A 13,826-nucleotide genomic window follows, 5' to 3' on the forward strand; every position below is an offset into this window, starting at 1 on the left:
GTAGCAGAGCCTGTTATTCCAATGCAATCCGAACCGAGTGATTTACAGCATCTTGCCGCCGCTTGCGATCACCGATTGATACCAGTGGAAGCTCTCTTTCTTGATGCGACGCAAGGAGCCGCCCTGCTCATCGCGATCCACATAGACGAAGCCGTAACGCTTCTGGTAGCCGTTGAGCCAGCTCAGGATATCGGTGAAGGACCAGGCGCAGTAACCAATCAGCTCGACCCCGTCTTGCAGCGCCTCCTGACAGGCAACGAGATGGCTCTTGAGGTAGGCGATGCGGTAATCATCGTGCACCTTGTCATCCGCCCCCAGCTGGTCAAACTCGCCGAGACCGTTCTCGGTGATCATCAGCGGCAGACCGTAGCGGGAGGAGAGGCGGCGCAGGGCGATGCGCATTCCGGTCGGGTCTATGGCCCAGTCCCAGTTGCTGGTCTCAAGGTGCGGGTTGGGCGCCGTCTTGTAGAGGCCGGGAATGCCGCTCGAGGGGGTGGTGCCCTTCTGCCCCGTGGTGTTGATGCGCTGCAGGGTCTGGCCGCCGAGGGGGTTGTCGGTGAAGGTCAGGGTGTAGTAGTAGTTGACGCCTATGTAATCCGGCGTGCCTTCACGCAGCAGCTCAAGATCCCCCGGCAGTATTTCCGGAGCCTCGCCATTTTCTTTCAGATAGGCGAGCGCCGCCTGAGGGTAGCGGCCGAAGCAGTAAGCGTCCAGCCACCAGTAGTTGGTGAACTCCTCGGCATTTTCGAACGCCAGCATGTCTTTGGGGTCACATGACGCCGGATAGGCGGGCGAATAAGCAAAGCTCGGGCCTATCAGGCCGTTCGGCACGTGCTGGCGAAACGCCTTGATCACCCGGGCGTTGGCCAGGAAGGCGATGTGGTTGGCGGCGAAGAAGCGCTTGCGGTCCTGCACTGCGGGGGGATGGGTGCCGAGCTGATAGGCGTTGGTCAGGTTGTAGTTCTGCTCGTTGAGCGACACCCAGTACTTCACCTTGCCGGCGAAGCGCTGATACAGGGTCACACAGTAGCGCTCGAAGTCGTCGATGATGCGTCTGTCTTCCCAGCCGCTGTACTCATCCTGCAGCGCCTGGGGCAAGTCCCAGTGATAGAGGGTCAGCACGGGCTCGATCTGATGGGCCAGCAGGGTGTCGATGAGTTTTTCGTAGAAGGCGAGACCCGCCTCGTTCACCTCGCCCCGGCCGGTCGGATAGATACGCGGCCAGCTCACCGAGAAACGGTAGGCCTTGAGCCCCATCTCGGCCATCAACGCCACATCTTCTTCCATGCGGTGATAGTGATCGACCGCCACATCGCCGTTGCTGCCCTCAAAGGTCTTGCCCGGCAGCTTGGTGAACAGATCCCACACAGAGGGGCCCTTGCCGTCGGCATTCCAGGCCCCTTCCACCTGATAGGCGGCGGAGGCGGCGCCCCACAGAAAGTCTTTCGGGAAGTCGTTGAACATATGGTGATGCATCTGGTGTTGCTCCCTCTGCGCGTATGGTGTCAGCCATCTCTGATAAGTCGGCGCCCCAGTCAAGGCGCCCCAAATAAATTGGCATAAGCATCGAACAGTTCTAAAATTCCGTCCAATGACAAATATGGCCATTCAACATTCCTAACAGGAATGAAAGGAGCTGTGGTGGAGCTACGGGATCTGAAAGCCTTCGTGACCCTGGGGGAGGTGCTGCACTTCGGTCAGGCGGCGGTGCGCCAGCATGTCACCCAGTCGGCCCTGAGCAAGCAGATAAGGCGGCTGGAGGAGGAGTTCGGCGGCGAACTGTTTGAACGCAACGCCAGCAGCACCCGCCTGACCGTGCTGGGACGGGCGCTCTATGCGGATGCCAGCGCCCTGGTGGCCCAGAGCGAACAGCTAGGGCGCACCGCCCGCGACGTGCTGGCAGGCAACAGCGGCACCCTGCGCATCGGCTTCGGCGTTGCCACCAAGATACTGGTGCCCGCCGCCATCGCCCGCTTTCGCGCCGAGCGGCCGCAGGTGACCATAGAGCTCAACGACCTCTCCACCCATCACCAATTGCTGGCCCTGAGCGAAGGCAGGCTGGATCTCGGCTTTTGCCGCCTGCCCGCCCCCAAGGGGTGGCACTGCCTGCCTGTGGTGCAGGCGCACTTTGTCGCCGTACTGCCAGCCAGCTACAGCGGCATAAATGAACTCGCGGATCTGGTGGACAAGCCGCTGGCCATACTGCGCCGGGACAAGGCACCCTCGTTTTACGACAACCTGATGCACTACCTGGCCCAGAGCGGCGTGCGCTTTCGCGATATCCAGTACGTCAACGACTTCGCCGCCGGGGTCGCCACGGCGGCGGCGGATATCGCCTGGACCCTGGTGCCCTCCTCCACCACCATAGAGCACCCGGATGTGCTCACCCTGCCCCTGCGCGAAGCCGAGGCAAGCTGGACCATAGGCCTCATTCGCCCGCCCCACAGCAAGGGCCCGCTCATCGATGCCTTCTGGCAGATTGTCGCGGCCATGGTCGCGCCAACGGGCGAGCCGGATTGACCTCTGCAACGCACACTCGCCGCCTCGCCCACCCAGGGAGAGGTCCCTGTCTGGGATGGCGGCCTTTATTGAGTGATCCGCGCCGACCAAGGATGGAACAGAGAAGATCATCTTTTCGATCAAGGCATTAAGGTGGGTAGGCCAGGCCGGATAGTAGTAGCTTTTCGACAGTTGGCTCCATTAGAATCAACAGGCTCATTTCCACTACCGCACCTTGATACCGGACGCCTGCCTGCTCATGTTACTTCCTCGGTTCCTGAAAATTGACCTGCGCAGCCTCATACTCGCACTGGCCGTCATCAGCGTCATGGCGACCCTGAGCAACAGTTTTTATGCCACTTACGAAGCGCAGCGGGCACTGCTGATCAGCAACACCCTGGATGCCAATCGCGTCTATGCGGCCAAGCTGGCCGAGATGACCAGCACCATGCTCCAGTCCGGTCAGAGCCAGCTGGCCTACAGCGCCACCCTGCTCGCCCCCGCCATGAAGGATGACAGCACCCTCTTGAGTGAAGTACGGCGGCTGCAACAGCAGACGGCGACCTTCAACTCGGTGGCCGTCGTGAATGCCGATGCCGTGGTCGTGGCCGTCTATCCCGATACGCTGCAGGTAAAGGGGGCCAGACTCACGTCCCAGAGCGCCAAGCTCTCCATCACGACCCGCCAGCCGGTGATCACGGATCCGTTCGTTTCGCTCTCGGGCAACTATCTCATCAGCATCTCCTACCCCATCTTCGACAAGGAGCAGGTCTATCTGGGCTATGTGGCGGGCACCATCTACCTCCAGTCACACAACATGCTCTCCGGCATACTGGGCCAGCACTACTATCAGGATGGCTCCTCCCTCTATGTGGTGGATCGCAACAGAACCCGCATCTATCACCCGGACAGTACCAGGGTTGGTGAAAAAATCCGTGACAACGGGGTGGTCGACAAGGTGCTAAGCGGCGAAGAGGGAGCGCTCGCACTGACTGACGAGACGGGCACAGAGATGCTGGCCGGCTTCGCCCCCATCCCGCAGACCCACTGGGGGGTGGTGGCACAGCGTCCCCGCGCCGCCACTCTGGCCGGGCTGGATCAGCAGATGATGCACGTGCTGCTCAAGATCATTCCCATCAACCTGCTGATCCTGCTGTTCATCTGGATTTCCGCCATCTTCATCTCCAGGCCGCTGTGGCAGCTGGCCCACAAGGCCAAGCTGATGGATCAGCAAGAGTCGCTGAAGAACATCGCCAGGATCCGGGTCTGGTACTTCGAGGCCGCCCAGCTCAAGCAGGCCATGCTCAAGGGGCTGGGGCTGCTCAATACCAGGATCACCCAGCTGCACAATGACAGCCATACCGATGCCATGACGGGCCTGTTCAACCGCCGGGGCATGCAGCAGGTGCTCGACAGCTATCAGGCGCTGGGCCAGCCACTCGCCGTGATAGCGCTGGATATAGATCACTTCAAGCAGATCAATGACGGCTTCGGCCACGATGTCGGGGACCAGGTGCTGGCCGCCCTCGCGGCCTTGATGCAGCAAGGCGCCAGACAGGCGGATGCCGTGTGTCGTAGCGGCGGTGAAGAGTTTCTGGTCTTGCTGCCCGGCCTGCCGCTCCCCCTCGCCTTCGAAATCGCCGAGCGGTTGCGCCAGCGGGTCGCCGCACATCCGATGCCCGGCGCCGGCCACATCACCATCTCGCTCGGGGTCGCCCATTGGCCCGGCAGCGATGACGATCTCAACGCCGTGTTGAAACAGGCCGACAAGGCACTTTATGAAGCCAAGCGACGGGGCCGCAATCGCACCGTGCTGGCCAGTCGCGATCAGCAACCTGTCCATGACGATGGATCGCAACCCCTGTCACCGCCCGAGGATCCCCAAAAGCGCGGGCATCCCGACTAGGCCTGTGTCATCTGGGCAGCCAGATTGGAGCAAGGTGCGCAGACCCGATCATGGGAGTCAGGCTGCGGCAAGCGGCTTGATGCGATACGCCATTCACCGTCAGCCGGAGCATGTCCCGATTCTATGGCTCATTGCCCTCGTCAGACGTCGAGCCTGCGCTGGGTCAGCCACTCCACCATGGCGGGGCCACGGTGAGAGCAGCAGGTTTCGGTCGCCTGATCCCCTGACATGTCAAAATCGGGAACAGTCTGTAGGGGCATCTTGTCAGCGCCACCATCTCCACCAATGACGAGACGGCGGCGCACATCCAGGCCAGTCGTCTGGTTCCCCTGCTACCCGAACACATGAGGGCATGCACAGCCTGCTATCTATTACGGCAGCCGCACCTTGCCCACCGCCGATGGCATCAAGGATGTCATACCAGAATAGAGAAAACGGTGGACCACCTTGCAGCAGGATCGGAAAACGTGCGAAGAAGGTTATTGATTTACTTGAAAGAGGTCTTGGTCATCCACATAAAGTGGCTGACCGAGAGGACGGAAAGAGTATTAGAGACTGATTAATTGGATTGGTCGCCTTTACCAAGCTGCCACATAGTGGGTTGCAACAGTATATCCTTTCCCAAGAGTGGTTATGGAAGAGTCAAGGTGTAGCACACTATTCGGATTCGCTATTTAGCGAGCATGTCTTCCAGTTTTGGCTCAGCAGTCAATAAACAACGCAATCTTATTATTGAGCACCGCTGGACATGGTATCACCTAAAAAAGATAGCCGGGAGGATTCGACAACGACATCTCATGTATCTCATGTATCTCATGTATCTCATGTATCTCATGTATCTCATGTATCTCATATTCGAGTTTATACCTTAGCTAGCCTGCTAGAGATTTTACTACGATCAGCCATATATTTTGATTAGGCATGATAAATCAGCTTTATACGCTCCTGGCCTGTGATGCCGGCATAACTATCCATTGTTCGATATCGAGTTAGATAGCATTGATGTCAATCATTGCAGTAGATAGAGAAGAAAAGTGACGCAAGCACCCATCCTTTCAGTTGGCCAGTTCACTTTGATAGTGCAGCGTGCACGCAGCATTTCAACGCATACATTCGACGGTATAGCGTGCGAATGTGATATAGGTTGAAGGATAGATGCTGGTTACAGCATGGTATTTTTCTACAATTTTACGCTAAGTCACTTCAGTGCTTTTTATGGCAATAGATGTTGAGTAAATACATCAACTATTCGAGGTTCGTAGCAAGCGCAATTAAACATTAAAAAATGCACTTGCCAAATGAATCCAAACCTGTCTATTGTCTACAAGCGCTTGCTACTCTCCTGCGGTAAATGGATTTGGCGCCATTATCTTGTTCAAGGAGAAAAGAACATGGATCCCTTTCTTGGTGAAATTCGCCTGTTCCCCTGGGGCTGGGCACCTGAAGGCTGGCTTCCCTGTGAGGGGCAGGTTCTGCCATTCAACAGCAATGTCGCACTGGCCTCCCTACTGGGCAAAAACTTTGGCGGCAACGGCACCACCACCTTCGGCCTGCCGGATCTGCGCGGCCGGGTTGCCCTGGGGCAGAACTTTCAGGCTTCGACTCTCCCTCCGATCATGGATACCCATGCGCTGGGCAGCCAAGGGGGGAGCGAAACAGTGGCCTTGCCCCTGACGTCACTGCTCGCGCACACCCATGCCACCCATGTCTCGAACGCTCCCGGCACCGCTGGCCCCTCCGGCAATATTCCCGCCATCAGTTCGAACTCCGTGGGGGCGGTTGCAAAACCGACTTATGCCCCGGCGGCGACCAATCTGGTGTCCCTCAACAGTGCCACCGTTGTGCCGACCCAGGGCTTGCCCATGCCAAACATGCAGCCCTCCATCGTCGGGTATTTTTGCATTGCTACAACGGGTATCTACCCACCGCGCCAGTAATCGCTGTTTACAGACTCTCAAGCAAGGAAACTGACATGTCTGAAGCCTTCGTCGGAGAAATTCGCATGTTTGCCGGCAACTATGCGCCTGAAGGTTGGGCGTTGTGTGACGGTAGAACCCTGTCGATCAACGACTATCAAGCTCTGTATTCATTACTGGGAACCCTATATGGCGGCAACGGTGCCACCACGTTCGGCCTGCCGGACTACCGCGGCCGCCTGCCCGTAGGCTCGGGAAGTGGTCCGGGCCTGACCCCAAGAGTGCTGGCGAACACCATGGGCCAAGCCTCCGTCACCATGCGCCCGGAAAACACGCCAAACCATACCCACTCCTTTATGGTGAGCACCAGCGACGCCACGTCCTCAGTGCCGTCCCCCTCGACTGATCCCAACAAAATGACCTTCGGCAAGTTCCCGGGGGCGGGCATCATCACCGGTCTGTACAGCGCGGGAACCGGCACCTCCACTCCCCACGCCCTGCACCCGAATTTTCTCGACACGGCACTGGTTCCACCCGGTGTCAACGCAACCGCGCATGACAACCTGATGGGGTCATTGACGGTCAGCTACATCATTTGTCTGGTCGGCTTGTATCCGACTCGCAGCCAGTAACGTTAACCACTCAATCTGGGACGACCGCTCATGGACGCTTTTACCGGTGAAATCAGACTGTTTCCCTACAACTTTGCCCCACAAAACTGGGCCTATTGCGATGGATCGCTCATGACTGTTCAGCAGAATCCCGCGCTCTATTCGGTGATTGGCACGCTTTATGGCGGCACATCAGGGCAGAATTTCAGGCTGCCCAATCTCAACGGACGGGTTGCCATGGGTTCAGGTGGTACCATAGGAACGAACGTCGGAACCCCGTTGGGCGCCGATCGTATAGAACTGAAGCCAGATAACATCTCGTCCCATAGCCACATGGTCTTGGCCAAGGATGGCAGCGAAACAGCCGCAGCCGTGGACACCCCCAACAACACCGCCTATTTGGCACAGCCCCGCAATATCCGTCTGTACAACGCTACCGTTCCGTCGGCGACCGACCCCAAACTGGCCGCCGGCACAGTGGCGCCAGTCGGAAACGCTGCACCACCGCCAACGATGCGTAACACCATGCAACCCTTCCTGACGCTGTCCTATTGCATCTGCCTTGATGGCGAGTACCCGATAAGATCCCAATGATTCATTCCGTCCACCTCCAACTGTCGACGAACCAGGTGGTCGTACTGCGCAAGCAGAACGACCACGATCGGACCTTTCTGTGTGAGCTGTATCTGTCACGCCGTTGGGTCGAGGTCCGCGCGGTACCGGGCTGGAACGATGCCCAGCGCCGGGCGTTCCTGTATTCACAGGCCGAACTGCAACGCCAGCATTATGAAAATCACTTTCCCGCCGCGGACTTTTTGATCGTTGAGCAGGCCGGCAGCCCGATCGGGCGTTTGTGCGTGAATCGCGAGGCCCATGATATGCGCATCGTCGATATTGCCCTGCTCCCCGCCTGGCAAGGCCGGGGCATAGGTACTCAGTTGCTGCGCACCCTGCTCGCCGAGGCGGATGCCGATCGTCAGTCCTGCAGCCTGAGCGTCGAACAAGGCAGCCCGGCCCGCAGACTCTATGAACGACTTGGCTTCCAGCCCTGTGCTGATAGCGGCCTTTATACCCAGATGCAGCGACCTGCCAAGCCTGCTGTCAAACAGAACCTCGACAACCCTTGAACACCATGCAAGAGCAGTGGATTGGACTAGCTGTAACCATGCCGTAACCGTAGGACCTTTATCAACATTCACGTTGGATACGAGCCACGAACCGGTCGCAAGGCAGGAAGCCATCATGAGAACACTACTTACCGCGCCAGGTACCAGAGTAAAACGCCCGCTGATTTCACTTTTTATGTTGCTGGTCATGTTGGCACTGCCCACCCAGGCAATGGCCGCAGCTCCCGTGATCACCAGTCCAGCTTCGGGCAGTACCTTGCCCAGCGTGGCGGTAGGTCAGTCCATGAGTATCCCCATCAGCTCGACCGGCGGCGCCTTGCCGCTGGACCAATGGGTGGAGTGCGATGCCAACGACCCGGACTACGATGGCGTGACGCCCTGCCTGCCTCCCGGCCTGATCCTAGACCCGTCGCCGGGCAGCCCGACCACCACGCTCCACGGCGCGCCAACTACGGCCGGCACCTACACATTCAGCATCACCCTGAATGACGGCCTGAATCAGGGTGGTGTCGCCACCTATACCCTGGTGGTCACCAGCTCCGCAGTACCGACCCTGACTTCCGCTGCACCGAACAGTGGTTCCACCGCTGGCGCCACCTCAGTCACCCTGACCGGCACCAATCTGACTGGCGCTACCGCCGTAAGCTTTGGCGGAACAGCGGCCACCGGCTACACAGTCAACAATGCCACCACCATCACCGCGACCACCCCGGCCCACGCCGCCGGCGCGGTGAACGTGGTAGTCACCACACCTGGTGGCAGCGCAACCCTGACCAACGGTTATACATACACAGTACCGGCACCGATCGCAGGCCCGGTCAGCGCTACGGTTGCAGCCAACAGCAGTGCCAACCCGATCACCCTGGCCCTCAGTGGCGGCGCTGCCACCAGCGTCGCCGTGGCCAGCGCCGCCAGCCATGGCACTGCCACCGCCAGCGGCACCAGCATCACCTACACCCCGACCGCCGGGTTCTCCGGTTCAGACAGTTTCACCTACACCGCCACCAACGCCGGCGGCACCTCCAGCCCGGCTACGGTGACCATCACCGTCAGCCCGCCGAGCATCAGCCTGAGCCCCACCACGTTGAGCAACGGAACTGTCGGCACCAGCTATAGCGCGACGCTCACCGCCTCCGGCGGCACCGCGCCCTACACCTATGCGATCACCGCCGGTAGTCTGCCGGCCGGCCTCAGCCTGAATACCGGCACAGGTGCCATCAGTGGCACGCCAAGCGCCAGCGGCGCAAGCAACCTGACCGTGACCGCCACCGATGCCAACAGCGCGACCGGCTCCCAGGCCTACACTCTCACCATCGATGCTCAAGCCCCAGTCGCCGGTGCCGTCAGCGCCACTGTCGCCGCCAACAGCAGTGCCAACCCGATCACCCTGGCCCTCAGTGGCGGCGCTGCTACCAGTGTCGCCGTGGCCAGCGCCGCCAGCCATGGCACTGCCACCGCCAGCGGCACCAGCATCACCTACACCCCGACCGCCGGGTTCTCCGGTTCAGACAGCTTCACCTACACCGCCACCAACGCCAGCGGCACCTCCAGCCCGGCTACGGTGACCATCACCGTCAGCCCGCCGAGCATCAGCCTGAGCCCCACCACGTTGAGCAACGGCACTGTCGGCACCAGCTACAGTGCGACGCTCCCCGCCTCCGGCGGCACCGCGCCCTACACCTATGCGATCACCGCCGGTAGTCTGCCGGCCGGCCTCAGCCTGAATACCGGCACAGGTGCCATCAGTGGCACGCCAAGCGCCAGCGGCACAAGCAACCTGACCGTGACCGCCACCGATGCCAACAGCGCGACCGGCTCCCAGGCCTATACCCTCACCATCGATGCCCAGGCCCCAGTCGCCGGTGCCGTCAGCGCCACTGTCGCCGCCAACAGCAGTGCCAACCCGATCACCCTGGCCCTCAGTGGCGGCGCTGCCACCAGTGTCACCGTGGCCAGCGCCGCCAGTCATGGCACTGCCACCGCCAGCGGCACCAGCATCACCTACACCCCGACCGCCGGGTTCTCCGGTGCCGACAGCTTCACCTACACCGCCACCAACGCCAGCGGCACCTCCAGTCCGGCCACGGTGACCATCACCGTCAGTCCGCCGAGCATTAGCCTGAGCCCCACCACGTTGAGCAACGGCACTATCGGCACCAGCTATAGCGCGACGCTCACCGCCTCCGGCGGCACAGCGCCCTATACCTATGCGATCACCGCCGGTAGTCTGCCGGCCGGCCTCAGCCTGAATACCGGCACAGGTGCCATCAGTGGCACGCCGAGCGCCAGCGGCGCAAGCAACCTGACCGTGACCGCCACCGATGCCAACAGCGCGACCGGCTCCCAGGCCTACACCCTCACCATCGATGCCCAGGCCCCAGTCGCCGGTGCCGTCAGCGCCACTGTCGCCGCCAACAGCAGTGCCAACCCGATCAGCCTGGCCCTCAGTGGCGGCGCTGCCACCAGCGTCGCCGTGGCCAGCGCCGCCAGCCATGGCACTGCCACCGCCAGCGGCACCAGCATCACCTACACCCCGACCGCCGGGTTCTCCGGTGCCGACAGCTTCACCTACACAGCCACCAACGCCAGCGGCACCTCCGGCCCGGCTACGGTGGCCATCACCGTCAGCCCGCCGAGCATCAGCCTGATCACCACAACGTTGAGCAACGGCACTGTCGGCACCAGCTATAGCGCGACGCTCACCGCCTCCGGCGGCACCGCGCCCTACACCTATGCGATCACCGACGGCGCCCTGCCTGAGGGCCTGAGCCTGAATGCCACCAGAGGCCTCATCAGCGGTACGCCAAGCACCGCCAGCACTACCGACCTGACCATCACAGTCACTGATGCCAAAGGTGCCAGCAGCTTGCAAAACTTCTCGATCACCATCTCTGCCATGGAGATCTCCGTGCCAGCATCCAGCCAGATCCTGGCCGTGGGGCAGTCTGCCACAGTCGACCTGACCCAAGGTGCCACCGGTGGTCCGTTCACCCAGGCAACTCTGGGTTCGGTCACCCCTGCCTCCGCCGGGCGAGTAACGATGATGGGCCGCTTCTCGATGCGTTTCGTACCGTCGGTCGCCTTCGCTGGGACGGCAATCGTCAGCTTCAGCCTGCGGAACGGTAGCGGTGCCAGCTCAGCCAGCACCGTCAGCTTCATCATTAAGGAACGTCCAGACCCGACCAAGGATGCCGAAGTTATCGGCCTGCTTAACGCTCAAACCCGAACAGCAGAGCGCTTCGCCGGCACTCAGATGGACAACTTCAACCGACGTCTTGAGCAGTTGCATCAAACAAATTGCGACCGTAATTCGTTCAATGCCAGTTTACGCAAGGATGACAGTGCCATGCCTCTGGGCGAGATCGCCAAAGCTATCCAGAGTCAGCAAGGAGATTCCGCCAACCAGGCACAACTGGAAAAAGGCAAGGCCGCAACCTCGGTGCAGAACGGCTGCAAACAGGACGCCTTGGCATTCTGGAGCGACGGCTTCGTCAACATCGGCTCTACCCATGCGCAGGGCGCGCAAGACAACAGCTTCACTACGCTGGGCCTGAGCGCCGGTGCAGACTATCGCCTATCACCAACTGCCATCGTCGGTGTCGGTATCGGCTACGGCAACGACCGCAGTGATATCGGCAAGAACAACACTCGCAGTGATGGGAAGGCCATCGGTATCGCCACTTATCTAAGCCTGAACCAGGCGCCGCAGGTATATGTCGACGGCCTGCTGGGCTACAACCGTATCAGTTTTGATTCACGCCGTTACATCACCGACAGCGCAGATGACTATGCCAGTGGCTCGCGGGATGCAGATCAATTGTTCGCATCCCTGACTGCCAGCTATGAATACCGCAAGGGGCCGTTGTCGCTGGCGCCTTACGGCCGCTTGAACGCCAGCACAACCCTCATGGAGGCTTACCGTGAAAGTGGTGGCGGCATTTACGGTCTGTCCTATGAAGAGCAACGCCAAGAGAATTTCACATCCTACCTCGGTGTGCGTACTAGCTATGACCTGATGGCTCCGCTTGGTGTGGTGACACCCAAGGTTGGCCTGGCTTGGGGCCACAACTTCAGTCGTAGTAGCGACTACAAGATGCGCTATACCGATCAGGGCGACGAAGGCATGCTTTACAGCCTCAAGCCCGATGCTCAGGACAGCGATTTAGCCGGCCTGGATATGGGTATCGACTTCAACCTGGGACACGCCTGGCAGCTAGGGGTTTCATACAAAATCAATCTTGGATCAAATGAACGCAACGACACTTTCCGAGTGGGCTTAAATGGCAGGTTCTGAACCCAGGTCTGGGAGATAGCAACAAAACAACACTCCGCCATACTCCGGCGGAGTGTTGAGCATTCACCGTGATGAAGTAACCGCTCTAGTTCTTCTGGTTGCTGAGCGCTTTTGGTGCCCAGGAAAGTGCCCTCTCTTTCAGGGTGCGCTCACTGAATTCTGAGAGTACAGGGGATGAAATAGCAGAAGGAGCCATCAGGGCTGACTGAGGGGCAGGATTGGCCGCAGATTGCATCTGTTGTTGTGGCTGCTGAGGTTACGATAGGGAGTTTGACTGAGGTTCTGGCTGGGCAGCTACTTGAATCGCCCCTGATTTTCTAGACACTCTGTTGTTGAACATTGAATTGCCTTTCAAACTCTACCGGCGACAGCCCATCATTGGAACCATGGCGCCTGATTGGGTTGTAAAACATCTCGATATAATCAAATACGTCGCTGCGGGCTTCGTCTCTTGTCGCGTAAATCCTGCGCTTGATCCGCTCCCGTTTGAGCAACTGGAAGAAGCTCTCGGCGACAGCATTGTCGTGACAGTTGCCACGTCGGCTCATGCTGCAACTCAGGTTGTGAGCCTTCAGAAAGTCCTGCCATTCACCACCGGTAAACTGGCTGCCCTGATCCGAATGCACCAGTACCGGCTGCTTGGGCTTGCGCCGCCAGACGGCCATCAATAACGCATCAACCGCCAAGTCTGCCGTCATGCGTGATTTCATCGCCCAGCCGACGATCTGGCGAGAGAACAGGTCGAGCACCACCGCCAGGTACAGCCACCCTTCTTGAGTGCGGATGTAGGTAATGTCAGTCACCCAGGAGATGTTGGGGGCTGGCACCTTAAACTGACGTGCCAGCGTGTTTGGGGCTGCCTGTGGGCTCTTGCCCCCATAATGCCCTTGCGGCGTTGATAGCCCGTTTGCGAACACAGTCCTTCCCGCCTCATTAATTTGGCCACTCGGTGCTTGCCGCAGGCTTCCCCCAAGTCACGAAGGTCGCGATGGATCTTGCGATAACCGTATACAGCACCACTTTCCAGCCAGGATTGCTTGACCAGCCCCGTTAGTCGTTCGTCCTCCTGCTGTCGTGGCGATGTAGGCTGTTTCAGCCACACGTAGAAGCCACTTCGGTGAACCCCCTGGGGCTGGCACAGGGTAACGACACTGTACCGGTCGAGTCGGGAGGTTATGAACGCGTACCTTTCCTTGACTCGCTGGCAAAGTACGCGGCGGCCTCCTTTAGGATATTGCGCTCCTCGGTGACCTGGCGCAGTTCGGCTTTCAGGCAGCGGATCTCGGCTTGCAAGACAGACTCTTCGAGCTGCTGGTCAGCAGGCTTACCGTACTGCTTGAGCCAGGCATACAGACTGTGGCTGGATACCCCGAGGACTCGTGCAACGTCAGCCACCGGTCGCCCGCGCTCGGTGATTTGCTTAACCGCTTCGATTTTGAATGTTTCTGGATAACGCTGACGGGTCATAACACC

8 protein-coding genes and 1 pseudogene are annotated in these 13,826 nt (G+C 59.7%); 7 read left to right on the plus strand and 2 right to left on the minus strand.

Annotated features, from left to right (window positions below; all coding sequences use genetic code 11):
* Positions 1-42: 42 nt before the first annotated feature.
* Positions 43-1,476 (minus strand): glycoside hydrolase family 1 protein, encoded by a 1,434-nt coding sequence (locus tag ACM3N8_RS01420; protein WP_416015337.1) that lies wholly within the window; start codon positions 1,474-1,476, stop codon positions 43-45.
* Positions 1,477-1,641: 165 nt separating this feature from the next.
* On the opposite strand from ACM3N8_RS01420, the gene ACM3N8_RS01425 reads away from it, so the two are divergent.
* The 7 genes from ACM3N8_RS01425 (at position 1,642) to ACM3N8_RS01455 (ending at position 12,353) form a co-directional block, all read left to right on the plus strand.
* The gene (locus tag ACM3N8_RS01425; protein ID WP_416015338.1) at positions 1,642-2,520 is read left to right on the plus strand and encodes a LysR substrate-binding domain-containing protein; all 879 of its coding nucleotides are present in this window, start codon (positions 1,642-1,644) and stop codon (positions 2,518-2,520) included.
* 238 nt (positions 2,521-2,758) lie between these two features.
* On the plus strand, positions 2,759-4,405 hold the full coding sequence (locus ACM3N8_RS01430) for a diguanylate cyclase (RefSeq protein ID WP_416015339.1): 1,647 nt from the start codon (positions 2,759-2,761) through the stop codon (positions 4,403-4,405).
* 1,298 nt (positions 4,406-5,703) lie between these two features.
* A complete protein-coding gene (locus tag ACM3N8_RS01435; protein WP_274451972.1) occupies positions 5,704-6,342 on the plus strand; it encodes a phage tail protein in 639 nt (212 codons plus the stop codon).
* 35 nt (positions 6,343-6,377) lie between these two features.
* Positions 6,378-6,953 carry a phage tail protein gene (locus ACM3N8_RS01440; RefSeq protein WP_274451973.1) on the plus strand — a complete coding sequence of 192 codons (576 nt, stop codon included), beginning with the start codon at positions 6,378-6,380 and terminating at the stop codon, positions 6,951-6,953.
* Between the two features lie 30 nt (positions 6,954-6,983).
* On the plus strand, positions 6,984-7,526 hold the full coding sequence (locus ACM3N8_RS01445) for a phage tail protein (protein ID WP_274451974.1): 543 nt from the start codon (positions 6,984-6,986) through the stop codon (positions 7,524-7,526).
* Positions 7,523-8,059 (plus strand): GNAT family N-acetyltransferase, encoded by a 537-nt coding sequence (locus ACM3N8_RS01450; RefSeq protein WP_274451975.1) that lies wholly within the window; start codon positions 7,523-7,525, stop codon positions 8,057-8,059. The genes ACM3N8_RS01445 and ACM3N8_RS01450 overlap by 4 nt, the downstream gene beginning before the upstream one ends.
* Positions 8,060-8,270: 211 nt before the next feature.
* A complete protein-coding gene (locus ACM3N8_RS01455; protein WP_416015875.1) occupies positions 8,271-12,353 on the plus strand; it encodes a putative Ig domain-containing protein in 4,083 nt (1,360 codons plus the stop codon).
* Positions 12,354-12,670: 317 nt separating this feature from the next.
* On the opposite strand, the pseudogene ACM3N8_RS01460 reads toward ACM3N8_RS01455, so the two are convergent.
* Positions 12,671-13,820, minus strand: a pseudogene (locus tag ACM3N8_RS01460) (IS3 family transposase).
* Positions 13,821-13,826 lie beyond the last annotated feature (6 nt).

The organism is Aeromonas sp. A04, from assembly GCF_047780465.1.
Classification (GTDB): domain Bacteria; phylum Pseudomonadota; class Gammaproteobacteria; order Enterobacterales; family Aeromonadaceae; genus Aeromonas; species Aeromonas bestiarum.

What these genes read in the sequence shown, in the direction of transcription:
- ACM3N8_RS01430 (WP_416015339.1), top strand. Translation starts at nt 2,759, where the DNA reads ATGTTACTTCCTCGGTTCCTGAAAATTGACCTGCGCAGCCTCATACTC.
- ACM3N8_RS01435 (WP_274451972.1), top strand. Translation starts at nt 5,704, where the DNA reads ATGAATCCAAACCTGTCTATTGTCTACAAGCGCTTGCTACTCTCCTGC.
- ACM3N8_RS01445 (WP_274451974.1), top strand. Translation starts at nt 6,984, where the DNA reads ATGGACGCTTTTACCGGTGAAATCAGACTGTTTCCCTACAACTTTGCC.
- ACM3N8_RS01440 (WP_274451973.1), top strand. Translation starts at nt 6,378, where the DNA reads ATGTCTGAAGCCTTCGTCGGAGAAATTCGCATGTTTGCCGGCAACTAT.
- ACM3N8_RS01450 (WP_274451975.1), top strand. Translation starts at nt 7,523, where the DNA reads ATGATTCATTCCGTCCACCTCCAACTGTCGACGAACCAGGTGGTCGTA.
- ACM3N8_RS01420 (WP_416015337.1), bottom strand. Translation starts at nt 1,476, where the DNA reads ATGCATCACCATATGTTCAACGACTTCCCGAAAGACTTTCTGTGGGGC.
- ACM3N8_RS01455 (WP_416015875.1), top strand. Translation starts at nt 8,271, where the DNA reads ATGGCCGCAGCTCCCGTGATCACCAGTCCAGCTTCGGGCAGTACCTTG.